Annotated in this window: 13 protein-coding genes; 2 read left to right on the plus strand and 11 right to left on the minus strand. The window is 45.8% G+C overall.

Annotated elements, in window-relative coordinates; all coding sequences use genetic code 11:
• Positions 1-192 precede the first annotated feature (192 nt).
• Positions 193-645 (plus strand): azurin, encoded by a 453-nt coding sequence (azu, locus tag FR741_RS21795; RefSeq protein ID WP_005392455.1) that lies wholly within the window; start codon positions 193-195, stop codon positions 643-645.
• A 67-nt stretch (positions 646-712) separates the two neighbouring features.
• On the opposite strand, the gene FR741_RS21800 is transcribed toward azu, so the two are convergent.
• From FR741_RS21800 to FR741_RS21825, 6 genes are all read right to left on the minus strand, one after another.
• A complete protein-coding gene (locus FR741_RS21800; RefSeq protein ID WP_167427697.1) occupies positions 713-2,758 on the minus strand; it encodes an EAL domain-containing protein in 2,046 nt (681 codons plus the stop codon).
• 402 nt (positions 2,759-3,160) lie between these two features.
• Positions 3,161-3,511: an ethanolamine utilization protein EutQ gene (locus FR741_RS21805; RefSeq protein ID WP_167427698.1), complete on the minus strand. Its 351-nt coding sequence runs from the start codon at positions 3,509-3,511 to the stop codon at positions 3,161-3,163.
• Complete coding sequence (locus tag FR741_RS21810) at positions 3,508-4,824, minus strand: NAD(P)/FAD-dependent oxidoreductase (protein WP_167427699.1); 1,317 nt, start codon at positions 4,822-4,824, stop codon at positions 3,508-3,510. Before FR741_RS21810 ends, FR741_RS21805 begins: the two co-directional genes overlap by 4 nt.
• A 12-nt stretch (positions 4,825-4,836) precedes the next feature.
• Positions 4,837-6,270 (minus strand): FAD-dependent oxidoreductase, encoded by a 1,434-nt coding sequence (locus tag FR741_RS21815; protein WP_167427700.1) that lies wholly within the window; start codon positions 6,268-6,270, stop codon positions 4,837-4,839.
• Positions 6,271-6,412: 142 nt separating this feature from the next.
• On the minus strand, positions 6,413-7,849 hold the full coding sequence (locus tag FR741_RS21820; protein ID WP_167427701.1) for an aldehyde dehydrogenase family protein: 1,437 nt from the start codon (positions 7,847-7,849) through the stop codon (positions 6,413-6,415).
• A 1-nt stretch (position 7,850) separates the two neighbouring features.
• A complete protein-coding gene (locus FR741_RS21825; RefSeq protein WP_167427702.1) occupies positions 7,851-9,038 on the minus strand; it encodes an aromatic ring-hydroxylating oxygenase subunit alpha in 1,188 nt (395 codons plus the stop codon).
• 319 nt (positions 9,039-9,357) lie between these two features.
• Between FR741_RS21825 and FR741_RS21830 the strand changes: the two genes are divergently transcribed.
• On the plus strand, positions 9,358-11,094 hold the full coding sequence (locus FR741_RS21830; RefSeq protein WP_048625350.1) for a BCCT family transporter: 1,737 nt from the start codon (positions 9,358-9,360) through the stop codon (positions 11,092-11,094).
• Positions 11,095-11,189: 95 nt separating this feature from the next.
• On the opposite strand, the gene FR741_RS21835 is transcribed toward FR741_RS21830, so the two are convergent.
• From FR741_RS21835 to FR741_RS21855, 5 genes are all read right to left on the minus strand, one after another.
• Entirely contained in the window at positions 11,190-12,116 is a 927-nt protein-coding gene (locus FR741_RS21835; RefSeq protein ID WP_005392445.1) for a LysR substrate-binding domain-containing protein, read from the minus strand.
• Positions 12,117-12,363: 247 nt separating this feature from the next.
• Entirely contained in the window at positions 12,364-13,728 is a 1,365-nt protein-coding gene (locus FR741_RS21840; protein WP_167427703.1) for a TrkH family potassium uptake protein, read from the minus strand.
• Position 13,729: 1 nt separating this feature from the next.
• A complete protein-coding gene (locus FR741_RS21845) occupies positions 13,730-14,383 on the minus strand; it encodes a potassium channel family protein (protein ID WP_005375180.1) in 654 nt (217 codons plus the stop codon).
• Positions 14,384-14,534: 151 nt separating this feature from the next.
• Positions 14,535-15,233, minus strand: coding sequence for a response regulator transcription factor (locus FR741_RS21850; protein ID WP_025627053.1), 699 nt, complete (start codon positions 15,231-15,233; stop codon positions 14,535-14,537).
• Positions 15,230-16,264 carry a sensor histidine kinase gene (locus FR741_RS21855; protein WP_174856118.1) on the minus strand — a complete coding sequence of 345 codons (1,035 nt, stop codon included), beginning with the start codon at positions 16,262-16,264 and terminating at the stop codon, positions 15,230-15,232. The genes FR741_RS21850 and FR741_RS21855 overlap by 4 nt, the downstream gene beginning before the upstream one ends.
• Positions 16,265-16,387: the final 123 nt, after the last annotated feature.

The following is a 16,387-nucleotide window of genomic DNA, read 5'->3' on the forward strand; positions in this document are numbered from 1 at the left end:
TGATTTACCTCACGCCATCGCATGAAATAGGGCCTATGAGTGATCAAATAGTGGAACTAACCAGTACAAGTTTGCAACAAAACGTCAATATACCGCTTGAAGCACGTTTTTCGAGTGAAAATTGGCTGATAATGAGAACTATTGGATGAGATTAATCCAAGTCAGCCCAAAATATAAAATGGAGAGTGTTATATGTCTTTACGTTTATTAGCAGCAACCTTCGCATTAGTAGGAATGAGCTTTGGTGCCCAAGCCAGTGCCGAGTGTGAAGTGTCCCTAGATGCTAACGATATGATGCAGTTTTCTACTAAAACACTGAGCGTTCCAGCCACTTGTAAAGAAGTAAAACTGACGCTAAACCACACAGGTAAAATGCCTGCACAATCAATGGGTCACAACGTCGTTATAGCAGATACCGCTAATCTACAAGCAGTAGGTACGGACGGCATGGCAGCAGGTGCAGAAAACAATTACGTGAAGCCAAATGACGACCGTGTATACGCTCACACAAAAGTGATTGGCGGCGGTGAAAGCACCAGCATTACTTTCAGCACTGAAAAAATGAAAGCTGGCGGCGACTACTCATTCTTCTGCTCGTTCCCTGGTCACTGGGCGATCATGCAGGGTAAATTTGAGTTCAAATAAGAGCTAACTAAGTCAAAACAAGACTCACTATAGGGAAGCCATCGCTTCCCTTTTTATTGCACCTTAGTTAAGCACGTCGATGGATAATCTCATCCAAAGGTACAGGCCTTGCTAAGTAAAACCCTTGAACTTTATCAACCCCACTTGACCGCACAAAGTCATAGTCAGACTGCGTTTCCACCCCTTCCGCTACGACCTCACAATTTGCAATATGTCCTAACTTAGCAACCAATCGATACAGTTGCCGTCCACGATGATCGTTAGCGTCCAATAGCAGCGATCTGTCTAGCTTAATCTTGTTAAATGGATACTTGAACAAATGAGGAAACGATGCGTAGCCCGTACCAAAATCATCCATTGTGATACAAACTCCCATACTCTGTAGAGCTTTCATGGTGTTAGTTAAAGAAACTTCATTGTCTAATACGGCTTCTTCAGTAATTTCAATTTCAAGCCATTCAGCCGGGATTCCAAAATAGACCAACCTGCCTTGTAAATGCTGAACAAAATCCACTTGTTGAATGGTAGCAACAGAAACATTAATGGCCACTCTTCGCTGCTCAGATAATCCCATTTCCTTCATATCCGACAACACCTTTTCGAGTACTAATTTATCGAGCAGTGGCATGGCATCTAATCGGTGAAAATCTTCAATAAACGTTGGTGAAAGTAAGTTTCCATCTTCATCTTTATATCGAATAAGCGCTTCGTAAGAATACTGTTCCGCATCCTTTGTTGAGTGCTGCTTTTGATAAAACATCACCAACTCGCCTTCACGAAGAATGGAAGTTAAACGCTTCTGCGCGGATGACTTGCTGATACTCGATGTGTTCGCATCTTTCACACTACTGAGTAGTGATTTAAATAGAGATTGTTCTAAACCATTGTAAGTATTACTTACACCAAGCTGCCCCACATATTTGCCTGCATAGGCTAGATAAAAAGGTCGATAAATTAGTACACCAATCGCAATCACCACCAGTTGAAGTATCGCCCCCTGTACCTGATGCCCCATTGCAACATAACCACTCAACAGAGGCGGTGTCATCCAGTTCACAATATTTTCAACAGGCGCAATTAAGCCGGAAGCAATCGCACAGTAGGTGATGATAAAACTTACCAGCGGTACTAATACAAATGGGACGACTAGAATAGGGTTAAAGATGATAGGCAAGCCAAATAGCAGCACTTCATTGATGTTGAACATCACCAATGGGGCTGCCGCTAACGCCAGTAAAATATGATTGCGCTCTTTAGCGAACAATAGCAGACACAGGAGTAAACTGATGCTATTCCCTGACCCGCCCATGGATAAAAATGCGTCGTAAAAACCTTGGCTAATAACGTTAAGCGACGCTTCGCCTGTTTGCCAAGCAGCCATGTTGGCTTCGGTCGCAGCGTATATTTGCTGCTTGATGGCAAACAACATGTTGTGACCATTAATGCCCGCCGCTCCTAATAAGCTCAAGATGGATTGATAAAATAATCCTCCTGTGAACGTCAGCGGATCAAAGTTAAGTCCAGCCACTGTTGTAGTAAAAGCATCCATCACCGCTGCGGTGACATGAGATAAGCAAACCGCAAATAAAACGAATACGAAAAAATGTAAGACATCTTTAAAAAGACGAGAAGAGAAGTCCATTGCTTGAGGATCAAGCAGCTCAATTCGGAAACTTTTACAATAAACGTATGACACTGTTGCACTAAAGAGTGCTAATAACGGGTTATTCGGCAACATGTAATTACTAGAAAGGCTGTCATTCTCTATTGAAATTAAATAGAACATGACCAACGAATAAATGATGATAATCGCGCTCGACACATTCACTTTATGCGATAAATAGTAACCAGCCACAATGCAAAACGCTGTGGGATATAAGTTGATTAAAATATCAGAAAGATGGAACAATAACTGAGAAACCTCTGACATCCCTAGGATTCTAGAAGCGTGACCAAAAAAGATGGCAAGTGCGTTAGATAGCGTCAGCGGTAACAGCAATAAGGCAATAGATGCGAGATCAGTAAGATAAGATTTAGATCCAAGTCGCCATTTATCTGTAAATACCGTTAGACGATGAAAGGGGTCAAATACGCGTTCACGACGAGTGTGCATGGTGAGTTCTTATATTAAGTAATAATCATCGGCTGCGAAATAGGCAGCCGTAAATGCAACGGCCAGACTCAGTAACGTATTATTTGGTGGATAATTTTTAGTGTTTCTATTGGCTAAAACAATAGTTTGAATTGCCAGTCACAGCGCAAAGATGTCGCAAGTGCAATTTAACGATTATATACCCCTTGATCCAATGAGATTATTATCCTTAACGATAAAAGCCATACCAAGCATCTCGATATGGCTACCGTTAAAACTGATGTATATACCCAAATGACTTCAAGAAGGAGGCTTCGGTGACACGCCCTTAACGAGCGAGTTGATTTGGCTCACATACACTGTGAACGATTTTTGATTTAGCACGAGTAGAACTTCAAGTCGTTGTCTCGTCTGTAAAACAAATCATTTAATCCCGTGTAGCTCTTTCCAGTTTCCTGGATGAACCACGTAACCGAATAGAGCATGCCCACCATAAACCAATTCGGTTCCTTCCGGGATCCACAGCATTTGACCTGGGTGCACAAAATGTGTCTCACCATTTGCGGTCAGCTCGAAACAGCCTTCAATCACAAAAATAACCTCATCATAAAGCACCGTCCAAGCCACTTGAGCGCCTTCCCATTTAGCAAAGCCTACGCCAATGTTTGGTGAGATTTCTGGGCTTAACGCTCGGGCTACGTACGCCATTCCCGGCGTATTACCACGAACATTGAAATCTAAATTTTTACTATCAACGAGTTTGACTTGCTTCATAACTCACTCCTGCTTTGCCATTTTGCTAATTGGATACGCGTTTTTACTCCCATGCCTAAAAAAGGCTCTGGCGGATTCAAACAAGGCATCCCTGTCACTTGCTGTATGTCATCCAATGATTTAGATGTCGCACCTACGACATAGTCAGCTAACAGCGTTCCAGAAATGGTTCCCCACGCAGCACCAACACCATTGTCACAAGCGCTGGCATAAACACCTTCATCTAATTGACCAAAAAAGTTAGTAAAGTTACGAGAGATGGCATATACCCCACCCCATGTGTGAGTAAATGGTATGTCGGCCAGCTCGGGGTAACGCACCAAAAAGACTTGACGATGATCGTCTCGGATTTGCTCTCTGACTTTATCGTTCATGCTTGAGCCATATTTCGGCACGTGTTTGTAAGTATTTCGGATCAAAATACGTCGATCTGCGGTCATACGTAACGTCGTTCCCGCATGATCTGCTGGAGTTAAACCCCAATTCAGCTCACCTCCGTATCGTTGCATTTCTGCGTCGGTCAATGGACGCGTCCAGCTTGCAAACGTCATCACTGGCAGTAATCTGTTTTTAAGGTAACCAAACTCACGAGTAAAAATGCTGGTGCCAAGTAACAGTTCAGTGGTTTCAACAGAACCACTATCTCCATGTAATACCCAGTAACCGTTTTCTTTACTGAGTTTGCGGATTGGCGAGTTTTCTAACACCTCGACGTTCTCTGGAAGGCTTTCCCCTAGCCCACGCACCAGAGCAGCAGGTTGCATTAAATAACCACCTGGCGTGTAAATTGCGCGGCTGTAGTAATTTGTCCCTAAGACTTTCGCCAGCTCACTACCATTAACATGGAAGTATGGTTCGCCAAGGTCTTTCATTAGGTGCTCAAAGTGATCGAGATACGCTTCACCGCGCGCCCCTACGGCTCCTTGATATTTGCCCTTTGCTGACCACTGACAAGAAATACTGTGCTTCGACACTAAAGTGTCTAGCTGAGCAATCGCAGAACGGTTGAGCGATAACAACTTTTGTTTGTGCTCAGGGTCGGGATGCTCAAGTGAAAACTTATGAGGCAAATCGATCACAAAGCCCGAATTTCTCCCTGACGCCCCTTGGCCGATACGTTGTGCGTCAATCAGTATAATTCGTGCGTTAGGCTGAAGCTCAGCTAAACGTCTTGCCATAGCTAGTCCAGCGAAACCGGCACCTAGCACGGCATAGTCAGCAGTTTGTTTACCTTTTAACGCTGGTTTTTCTGCAATACTTGGCAACGCATGGTACCAACCACATGTTGCATCATCATTGGGTAAATGAATCATCTTCTTTCTCCGTTACGCTGCTGACAGTTTCAATGACAATTGATCTAGCCAAGGGCCACGTAATGACTGTACTTTTCTTCCTAGCAACGCAAAGCCAAACATCGTTCCCTCAGGAGAATAAAACGCAGCGGTCAATTCATCTGCCTGACTCTCGATATACCATTGTCCCAGTTCATTCGGGGCAACCGGGAAAATAGTGAGTGGAAGAATCGGCGTTTTTACAATCACAGGAGTTGGCGTTAACGAGATTGACGCGACATCGCCTAGCAAGCTTTTCGCTACGGAAGGAATCATTTGATTAATCGGCGCAATATACGGCTGCCAACCTTGCTCGGTTTCAACACAGTCGCCTAGCGAGTAAATACTCTCATCACTCGTCTGGCCGAATTGATTCACTTTAATGCCGCGGCCCACTTCGAGCCCTGCTTGCTCAGCCAGCGATACATTTGGCTTGAGTCCAACCGCGCTTAGCACTAGGTCTGCTTCAATTTTCTTGCCACTGTTTAGATGCAAAACCGCGCTTGATTCGGACCTTGGCTCGATTCTGGCGATACTGTCTTGTAGAGCCCATTGCACGCCTCGATCGGCAAGTGCACTTTGTAATGATTCACCCAACTGTTGCGGGATCAAACGCTCCATTGGCCATTGACCTAACCCGATAACTGTTACTTCATAACCGCTTTCGATCAGGTCATTCGCGAACTCACAGCCAATTAAGCCATCACCTAGGATTGCGATGCGCTTTTTGTCTTGCAGCTCCGCTCTGAAACGCCGGTAATCAACTAAGTCGTTCACACTCATAACACAAGAGCGATCACCCTCAATTGGGATTTCAATCGGTGATGCACCTGTTGCCAGTACCAAGCGGCTGTAAGCGTATTTGCCGATAGAGGTGTGTAGCGTTGAATTGGCACGATCGATATGTTCAACACGGGTATGCGGGTAAACGCGGATATTGAGACGGCTTTCCCACTCCAACGCGCTTTCACTTTGTAGCGCGTCGCCGTCTTTGTTCATGACCAGTGCATTAGACAATGCAGGCTTGCTGTACAGTGCGCCATCATCAGCGGTAAAGACAGTGATCGGAACCGTTTCAGATTGCGCTCTAAGTGCCGCAGCCAACTGGTAACCACTGTGGCCACTACCGATGATAACAATAGGGTCAGCTGAAAATATAGGCTGAGTGACTTCAGATGGAAGTGGCTGAGCCGCATTTGGCTGAACAGACGATCCTACCGACACCGAAGACACTGCCGCGACCTCTTCTACTGGCTCATCGTCGGTGATTTCGATCATTTCAAAATCGGCCTTACCCACTAAACAGTCAGGACATAACCAGTCATCCGGTACATCTTCCCATGCTGTTCCTGGTGCAATGCCATCGGATGGCCAACCTTGTGCTTCATCATAGATTAAGCCGCAAATAATACAGAGCCACTTTCTCATCACTTTTACTCCAACTACCTTGTTCAGAATTTCCGTGTTTACAAACCGCTGTCAGATTTGTTGTGATTCCATCAACCTCGCCCTAGCTTGTGGTCTGAAATCCAAGTCGGTACGAGGTGATGAAAATCAAGTTACACGGTAGCTATACGTTGCTGTCTTGCTGCAAACGAATGGCAATATTGCGTGTCTGGACGTAGCTATATATCGCTTCTTGTCCTTTTTCTCGCCCAAAACCGGACAAGCCCACGCCACCAAATGGTGTTTCGATACCACCAGCAAACCATTCATTGATGAACACTTGCCCACCACGCAGTTGCTGCGCCACACGCAATGTTTGGTTTAGGCTTTCACCAAAGACACCAGCAACTAGGCCAAAATCGGTGCCATTCGCGATTTCAACGGCCTCTTGCTCGGTTTCAAACGGTGTAATTACCAGTACAGGGCCAAACACTTCTTCTTGAGCAATACGCATATCTGGTGAGGCTTCAATCACCGTCGGTGCGACAAAGTAACCCGATAAATCAGGTGCGTAGCCACCCGTCAGGATATTCGCGCCGTCGGCTTTTGCTTGCTCTATCATTTTAAGCACGCGTGCTTGTTGATCAGCCGATACCAACGGTGTGATGTCCGGCTGGCTTTCGCCTTGACCAATAGTTAGGCTTTTTGCCATTTCCACTACCACCGCTTTTACTTCTTCATAACGCTCTTTTTGAATCAGCAAACGAGACATTGCCGAACACACTTGACCAGCGTTAAAGAAAATACCGACCTGAACGCTTTTCAAAAGTGTTTCGAGGTTCGCATCTTTCAGCGCGATAGCAGCCGATTTACCACCCAGCTCCATCACCGATGGAGTAGCGCGTTGCGCTGAATCTTGCAGAATGCGTTGGCCGGTCGGTACAGAACCCGTAAAGACAATTTGATCGACCTCTTGATGCTGCACCAAATGACTGCCAACGACGGAGCCTTTGCCACATAGCAAGTTAATCGTGCCTTTTGGGAAGCCCGCTTTTTCAATCGCTTTAACCAACAACGTAATGGCAAGTGGAGAAATCTCTGGCGATTTGATCACCACTGCGTTACCAGCAGCTAATGCAGGTGCCAATGAGCGTGCACAAATAGAGACAGGGAAATTCCACGGCACAATCTGTACTGACACGCCAAACGGCACATATTGAGTGAAGTCGACATAGTCTTTACCCAACGGAATTGACGTGCCTTCCAGCTTGTCGGCCATGCCAGCGTAGTATTCGAAGTAACGTGCCGACTCTAAAAACTCATCTTTGGCATCTTGCAAAGATTTCCCATTTTCACGACAGGCAACTAACCCACCTTCATCAACCATTTCACGAATAGCTGCGGCGGCTTTTAACATCCACTCGGTTCTGACGGCTGGACGAACGTCCGAAAGAAGGCCTTGCTTGACCACTCGGCGTGCCGCTGCCATTGCGCGATCGGCATCGGTGATAGTGGCTTCTGCAATCGTCGCATACGCTTCGGCTGTGCCAGGATTCATGACGGTCAGCGCTTGCTCTGAATCGCACCACTCACCATCAATATAATTAAGGTAATGCATCATCTTACTGCTCCTGTGCCGCTTTCACTTGCTTTGCCAACCAGGTTTGGAAGAAATGCGTCGGAACATCCATTTCTGGTGAGAACACGCCACCACTAAAGCCAGGTGAGTAACGACCTTCCTGCATACCTTCGACCGCTCCAATATCTTCGCCGAACACGACTCGCCACGACTCAACGGTAGCAGTACGACACGCAGCAAACTCATCTTTCGTTGCTTCATCACCCACATAGAAAACACGTAGGTGCTCAACACTCTTATTCGCAGTGATTGGTTCAATCATCATTGCAAAGGCATGATCGGCTTGAATACCAAGCAACACGTTTGGAAAGAGTGCAACGTATTCTGCATGACGCAGTTTATCTTCTGGCCAGCTTGGAAATTTAGGTAAGTGTGTTCCTGCTGTATCAGAAAGGTTGTACGCGAGACTACCTTGACCAGCAAAGCGCTCTGCAAACATGATGTTGTAGTGATCCTCTAGGCGAGAATAACTGTTCAAACTCGGATGCACCCAAGGTAAGTGGTAAGCCTCGCAGTAGTTTTCTACGGCAAGCTTCCAGTTACTTTTCACTTCGATCTCTAAGTTGCCACCCATGTTCACGCGGCGAAGAAGCCCTAACCCATCTTCACCTAAGAATTGCTGCCAACGTTGCTCTAGTGGCGCGATATGATCTTCAAAGCTTTCTGCATTGCCCGATAAGTTAACGAATACCATGTCCATCCAAACGGCTGAACGAAGTGGCTTAAGGCCGTGTTTTTCACACTTAAATCGATCATCTTTGTGTTTTGCGATACCACCGATGTGTGGTGTGCCTTTTAGATTGCCGTCAAGATCGTACGTCCATGAATGGTAAGGACAGCGAATCATGCCTTGAACTTCGCCTGCCTCATGCACCAGCTTCATACCACGATGACTACATACGTTGTGGAAGACTTGGACTTCACCTTGACGATTTCTCATCATGAGTAGTGGAAGATTCATGAAATCAAGTGGCATCACATAGCCATTTTTAAGCAGGTCTGATGCAAAACCAATGCATACCCAAGTGTTACCAAACACCTGATCACGCTCAAAAGTAAAATACTCTTCGCTGGTGTAGGCCTGATTCGGCATTCCTGTTGCTTCACTGATTGGGTTCAGTACATTATCAACAAGTTCAACAGGAATAATGGTTTGGTTGACATTGCTCATATTCTTATCTCCGAGAGTCGAGTTGCATCCAGTGCGTACAACATCGTGTTGTGTTAGTGGAGATGATTTTGATTAACAACCCAGCAACAAACAAACGACTTTTTCGCCGGGTTTGGATGAGTTTTTGTCATTCATGCATTGATCTCGAACAACAAAATAACCTTTTAATTAACAAGGTTCTTCTTGTCATGATTAATACTCATTAACCGATGAGTATTAATCAGTTGAAACACAAAAGCCCTCTCTCTACTCTCTTTCAAAAATTAACAATAACGCAACAAACAATAACGCTAAAACAAAAGCACTGTGAGGGATGCCTATGAGAGCAACATCTGGGATATTGAAAGGACTCAATCCGACTGTGACTATCGCATCAAAGATCGTCGTTATCGGTTTTGTACTTTTCTGCGCCATTCTCGCCAACCAAGCGGGCCAATACTTCGAAACGATTTCCGGCATTTTGCTGCAGAATATGAAGTGGTTTTACATCGGACTTGTTTCACTCGTTGTCGGTTTTCTTCTTTATCTTATGGTTAGTCGATATGGACATATTCGTTTGAGTAAAGATGACGAAAAACCAGAGTTTAGTTATTTGTCTTGGGTATCCATGCTTTTTTCCGGAGGCATGGGGATAGGCTTAATTTTCTGGTCGGTCGCCGAACCGATGTGGCATTACGCTGACAACCCATTTACTCAAGGCCTGACCAATGAAGCCGCAACAACATCAATGAAACTGACATTCTTTCACTGGGGTCTACATCCTTGGTCTGTCTTTATCATTGTTGCACTCGCATTAGCCTACTTTTCCTACCGTAAAGATCTGCCTTTTACCCTACGCTCTATCTTGTACCCTTTGATTGGCGATCGTATTTATGGGCCTATCGGGCACACGGTTGATATCCTAACAGTCGCGGTGACTGCTTTCGGTATCTCTCAAACCTTGGGGATGGGAGTTATCCAAATAAACTCTGGTTTGAATCAAGCCTTTGGTCTAGACATTAGTTTGGGGATTCAACTCTTTATTATCGTTTCCCTTTGTACTTGTGCGGTTGCGTCGGTGCTATCTGGTGTAGGAAAAGGTATTCGCCGTTTATCAGAATGGAATATGCTGCTTTCACTCGCACTCGTGCTAGTTGTACTTTACATTGGCCCAACTCGCTATATCTTAAATACGCTACTTGAAAGCACGGGGCTTTATGCACAAAACATTGTCGGTATGAGCTTATGGAGCGATGCACAGAATGACTCTGGCTGGCAAAACTGGTGGACGGCTTATTACTGGCCTTGGTGGATGACTTGGGCACCTTTCGTTGGCATGTTTGTGGCTCGTATCTCTAAAGGGCGCACAATACGTGAGCTTATCGGCGGTGCTCTCATAGTTCCTACGCTGATCACGTTTTTATGGATTTCAGTATTTGGCGGCGCAGCGTTAAAGGTAGAGCAAGACGCTCGTATTGCTCATCAAGAGCAAGTCACTGCGGCACAAGAAGCCAAACAAACACCACCTGCAGATTTTTCTGGCGGCCCGATTCTTGAAGCGACCAAAGCTGATACGACACGCGCTTTGTTTACGCTATTCGACAACCTAGATACAGGTATGTTTGGTAAACTACTTAGCGTACTTGCGTGTTTATTACTCGGTACTTATTTCATTACCTCCGCGGACTCGGGTACCCTAGTTCTATGTACCCTCGATGCCGCTGGACACAGTGAACCTCCCACGTCTATACGGGTACTATGGGGGATCATGATCGCCGCCATTGCGGGAGTGCTTCTATATGCAGGAGGGTTAAAAGCAATGCAAACGGCCTCCATTATTGCCGGTTTCCCTATCGCGATTTTTATCGCGGTGATGAGCTTAACGCTGTTCCATAGTATTCGACGCGAACCTAAGCCATGGGCAATGCTTCCTGAGCATGTTCATCCAGAGCAAGAGAAACTTGATGGTCCTGTTGAACCGCTTGTTGAAAGCAAAACGGTAGCTTCTGAACCTATTACTTCAACATCCTCGCTGAAAGATGATTCGACACTCAATCAAGGACCAGCACTCACTTAGTGCGTCATTTCATCCAATCAATTCAAACAAAGCGGGAACTGATATTCCCGCTTTTTTAACATGACCAAACTCTGTTCTTTTCTCTGCTTATTGATTTAGGCTAGGCCTCGATCACCCACTTCATCTGGCAACTGATGCAAAAGCCATTCTCTAAAACGTTTGACGCTTGCTGGGATTAAACCTCTATTTTTAGGTTCAAGCATAGAAAAATTAGAGGGAGTTGAAAGAACGTGTTCGACTGGCCTAACCAAAGCACCGCTTTGTAAATAGTCGTCCACTAATGAGCCCCAAGCTAACGCGATGCCCTGACCATTAATTGCCGCTTGTAACAGCATTGGATAGTTGTTGATGTTCATGCGATTACGAGGCGAAATATTTGGCAACCCTACACTCGCAAACCACTGCTCCCAATTCACCCAGTCTCTTTGAGACTCTTCCAGATAGAGTAACGTTTTATTGAAGATTTCTTCTGGCTCACTAGGCTGGCCGATTTTCTCTAAATAAAGCGGGCTACACACAGGGAATACCTCTTCTGAAAATAGCGTTGTCACATCCATTTCCGCAGGTGGCGTGCGACAATAAAACAAGGCGATATCGCAATCTAATCGGCGTAAGTCCAACACATTATCTGAGGCCAAAATCCTTATATCGATGTCATCATGTTCATTTTGAAATTGAGCGACCTTAGGCAACAACCACAAAGCGGCCATTGCGTTTGTCGTCGCAACCGTGATCTTTTGTTCGCCCTGCCACTTCTTCACTTCACCCGTGATTTGAGCAATATCGAGCAAAGATTGGCTGACGGCTTGATAATATTGAAGACCTGTAGGCGTTAAGTTAATGCTTCGATTGGCTCTCGTGAACATAGCCTTGCCTAAGTATTCTTCTAATTGTCTAATTTGGCGACTGATAGCACCTTGGGTCACGTTTAGCTCGTCAGCGGCTAACGTAAAACTCAAGTGCCGCGCCGACGCTTCAAACGCAACGAGGCTATTTAAAGGTGGGAGGGGTTTGATTTTCATGTATCTTCCAGTAAGGCAGTATTGTAATTATTTTTATTCCCGGCAATCTTATGTTGCACGTGGATAATGCCATTCTGGACAACACCTCAAAAACGACAATTTATAAATGATAAAAAATAGAGATGAATCATAAATTGTTGTGAGAGAGGCAACCGTATACAGTTTCGTGGCTACAACGAGCACAAAAAGAGGAGCAGTTACTCCTCTTTTGCCTAGCCTTTTGCTCACTTTCTTCGAGTTAGCCCATTTACCCTATTGCCAATTTAGTGCTCGCGTAACGCGCTTTTTTCTTTCTTGGACTGGCTAAGAAGTACGCCAAAGTAAGGGGGCCTAATCGTCCCATAAACATCATGAAGATGATCACTAACTCACCCGGTTCGGACAAACTGCCCGTTAAGCCTCGCGACAAACCAACCGTACCCAGTGCCGAGACCGCTTCGAACATAATGTCTAACATAGACGCTTTCTCTGTCAGTAACAGCGTGAAGATGGCAAACCAAGTCACACCCACCGAGATCAGAGTCAGCGCCAATGCTTTGCTGATGGTCTCTTTGGGAATCTCACGTTGAAAGGCATAGGTTGCTTCATCACGACGTAAATAGCTGTAAGTTGCCAAGACTAACACCATAAATGTCACAACTTTAATACCACTTGCCGTGCTCAATGATCCTCCGCCGATAAACATCAACACCAGAATGATCGCCGTTGTGGCATCTTCCAACTGATCGATAGCTAAAGTGTTGAACCCTGCCGTTCTTGGCGTCACCGCTTGAAACCACGATGCCCACCATTTCCCTGCTTCGCTCAACGGGGCAAGCGTGTTGGGGTTGTCATATTCGATCAGGTAAATCGCGATAAGTGCCACCACGTTAATGATCACCGTGCCTAAGATCATCATTCGACTGTAAACGGTGAGTCGGTGCCAACGGCGATTGCGTTTTAAGTCAATCCAAACCGAGAAGCCTAAACCACCAATAATGAACAAACTGGTAATGGTGAAGTTAACGACCGGGTCGTCCACGTAAGGCATTAAGCTATCGGCACTCAACGCAAAACCTGCATTGTTAAACGCACTGATGGTGTAGAAGAAACCATGGAACAAACTGGTTTTCCAGCCCAGCTCTTCACTCCAATAAACGCTCAAAATAGTGAAACCAATAAGTTCAACGAGCAGAGCGAACATCAATACAGATTTAGCGGTGGCAATGAGTGTCGATGAGTCAGTTTGGTTGAACGCCTCTCTCGCGACGGCTCTCTCCAAAAAGCCAATTTTTCCGCCCAGAGCCAGCAAGGTCACGATGGCAAACGTCATTAAACCTAGGCCACCACATTGAATCAGGAAAGCGATAACCCCTTGCCCAAAAGGCGTAAACGCCGTGCCCGTGTCTACCACAACTAATCCCGTCACCGTAATGGCCGATGTCGCAGTAAACAAGCTTTGAATCCAAGTGATGGGCTCTGTGGTGGCAATCGGCAGTTTGAGTAAAACTGTGCCGAGCATGATCAAGCACGCAAAGCTGAGGCTAAGTATCAGCGGCGGTGCGCCCAACAATTTTTTGCCCGCTTTGGGTTTTCGCTCGATCGGGATAATAGAGGGATGCCACAAAACCATGTTACACCAACCTCGGAGCGACGTATTTCAGCTCAGCGCGACTACCACAAAGCAACAGCGTGTCGAACTCATTAAGCACAAACTCATCATTGATATTGGTGTAGACGGCTTCTTCGCGCTTCACCAAGATAGGCTGAATGTTGTAACTGCCTCGGCTGATCAACTTAGAAAGCGGCGTATCGTGCAGATTGGATTTAACGTGGATTTCCACCACATACAAACCATGCCCCATTTCCAAATAGTTGTTCACCATCGGATAGTTGAGTGCCTGCGCGACTCTTACGCCCATCTCCTCTTCCGGATGAATAATGCGTTGTACACCCAGCTTAGATACGATGGTGTGGTGTGCTTTGGTGCTCGCTTTGACCCAAATAGATTTCACGCCTAAATTTTTCAGCGCCAGCGTACACAACAAACTGGCTTGCATGTCTTCGCCAATCGCCACCAACACCACATCACTGTTCGCTAACGCTAACTCTCTGAGTGCGCCTTCGTCTGTTGCGTCACATATGACCGCTTGCGTTAACTCTTCGACGTATTTTTCGACGATTTTCGGGTCGCTATCCACTCCCGTTACCGTGTGTCCAAGATGAATAAGTTCTAAGCTGGCGGCAACGCCAAATCGCCCTAAACCAATTACTGTAAAGTGAGCCATATCAATCCCTAACTGTGTTTTATGTATAGAAAATGCTAATGCGTTAAGGACTAGACTGATTTTCCGTCACGGAAAATAGGCAACACGAATCCTGTTCGAGTGCCGATAACCAGCACTAAACCTTGGCATTAACGTTGATTAAATTTGGACTTTAGTGGTGCTTGGACGTCTCAAGCACTAAACGATAACCCAGCCCCGGCTCGGTTTTTAAAAGTCGCTGTTCGTCAGCACTATCGTTCAGTTTTTTGCGTAGTTGACTCACTAGCACGCGTAAGTAGTGAGTATCTTCGACATGACTTTTTCCCCAAATCACCACTAGCAAATGAGTTTGCTCAATGAGTTTTCCCGGCTTGAGAATCAACTGTTCAATGAAAGAAAACTCTTTCTTGGTGAGTGGAATTTCCCTCTGATCCAACCAAAATTGGTGAGTACTTTTGATGATTTTGACTCGGCCAGCCACCAGCTCATCAGCGACGGTTTGCTCATCCACCAAATCTCGAACCAGCACTTTGATGCGCGCGATGAGCTCTTTTACGCCAAAAGGCTTGCTCAAGTAATCATTCGCGCCCGCTTCTAAAAGGCGGATTTTTTCCTCTTCTTGATCGCGAGCTGTCAGCACTAGCACTGGCGTTTTATGCGTCTGACGAAGTGTAGTGAGAAACTCCGTCCCATCGCCGTCGGGCAAGCCTAAATCTAGCAGAATGACGTGTGGCGAATGCGCTTCGAAACACGCTTTGGCTTCTGCAATGGTACTCGCGCCAATGTAATCAAACCCTTCAGCAGACAGCGAAATTCGAATAAAGGTATGAATGCGAGGCTCATCGTCCACGACTAAAACTTTGTAACTCACGCCTGCTCTGCTCCTTGATTGAGTGGAAGTCGAATGCGGATCAGCGTCCCTTCTGATACTGGCATAGATTGAATCTCTCCTTGGTGCGCGGTGATGATGCCTTTGGCAACCGCGAGTCCCATTCCGGTGCCTGAATCGGCCGATTTGTTGTTCGCACCGGAATAGAAAAGGCTGAATATTTTTTCCGCATCTTCAGCTTTGATGCCAATCCCCATGTCCCGAACATCAATCACGCACGACGAACCCTGCTTAGAAAGAGAAACCTCAACAGATTCATTCTCTGGCGAAAATCGCATGGCATTATCCAGCACATTGAAGATCGCTTGTTCGATAAGCGAACGACTTACTGATAAATAACCAACGGAATCATCCATATTCATGGATACTTTCTCGGTGTCGTTTGGCAAACGAGAAACCGCATCCCGCACAATATCCGCAATAGGTTCATCTTTTTGGGTTATTTTTAATGTGCCGTGCTGGAGCTTAGTCGCCTGTAACAAGTTCTCTATATATTGATGCAAGCGGTGGCTTTCTGAAGTCGCACTGTCGAGCAATTCTTTACGCTCTAAGTCATTGAGTTTGGTCATGTACTCGTTGAGTGTGGTCAATGTTCCAATAATGGTTGCCAGAGGTGTGCGTAGATCATGTGATACCGATAGCAGGATGCTGTTTTGCAGCTTGGTTTGTTTTAACTCGCCCTGCTGGCGACGATAAAGATCTGCAAAAGTGCTGGTGATAAATGCCACCACCATAAACACGACTAGATTAAAAATGTCTTCCGGACGAAACATCTGTAAAGAGTAACGAGGCGTCGTGAAAAAGAAGTTGAAGCTCAGCGCTTCGATCACCGCCGCCGCATAAGCGAATCGCGAGTTGCATTGAAATGCCACCACCACGACTGCTAACTGCAAAATCAGCAGGACCGCAGCGGTAGAGCCAAACAATTGGTCTAACAGCCATGAGGCCACAACCGCGCCAACAATCACGATGGCAGAAAAGAGAAATGTGTTATCTCGCCAATGAGCAAACATAAAGTACATCAACCAAAATTCGATGCAGAAACTTTAGCAAAAGCCAATTCGGAGTTCGCGTAAAAAAAGCGTAAAAAATGCAAGAACGACAGTCAGTTATAAACATAACCATCATTAAGTTGG

It is taken from the genome of Vibrio diabolicus (assembly GCF_011801455.1).
GTDB lineage: Bacteria > Pseudomonadota > Gammaproteobacteria > Enterobacterales > Vibrionaceae > Vibrio > Vibrio diabolicus.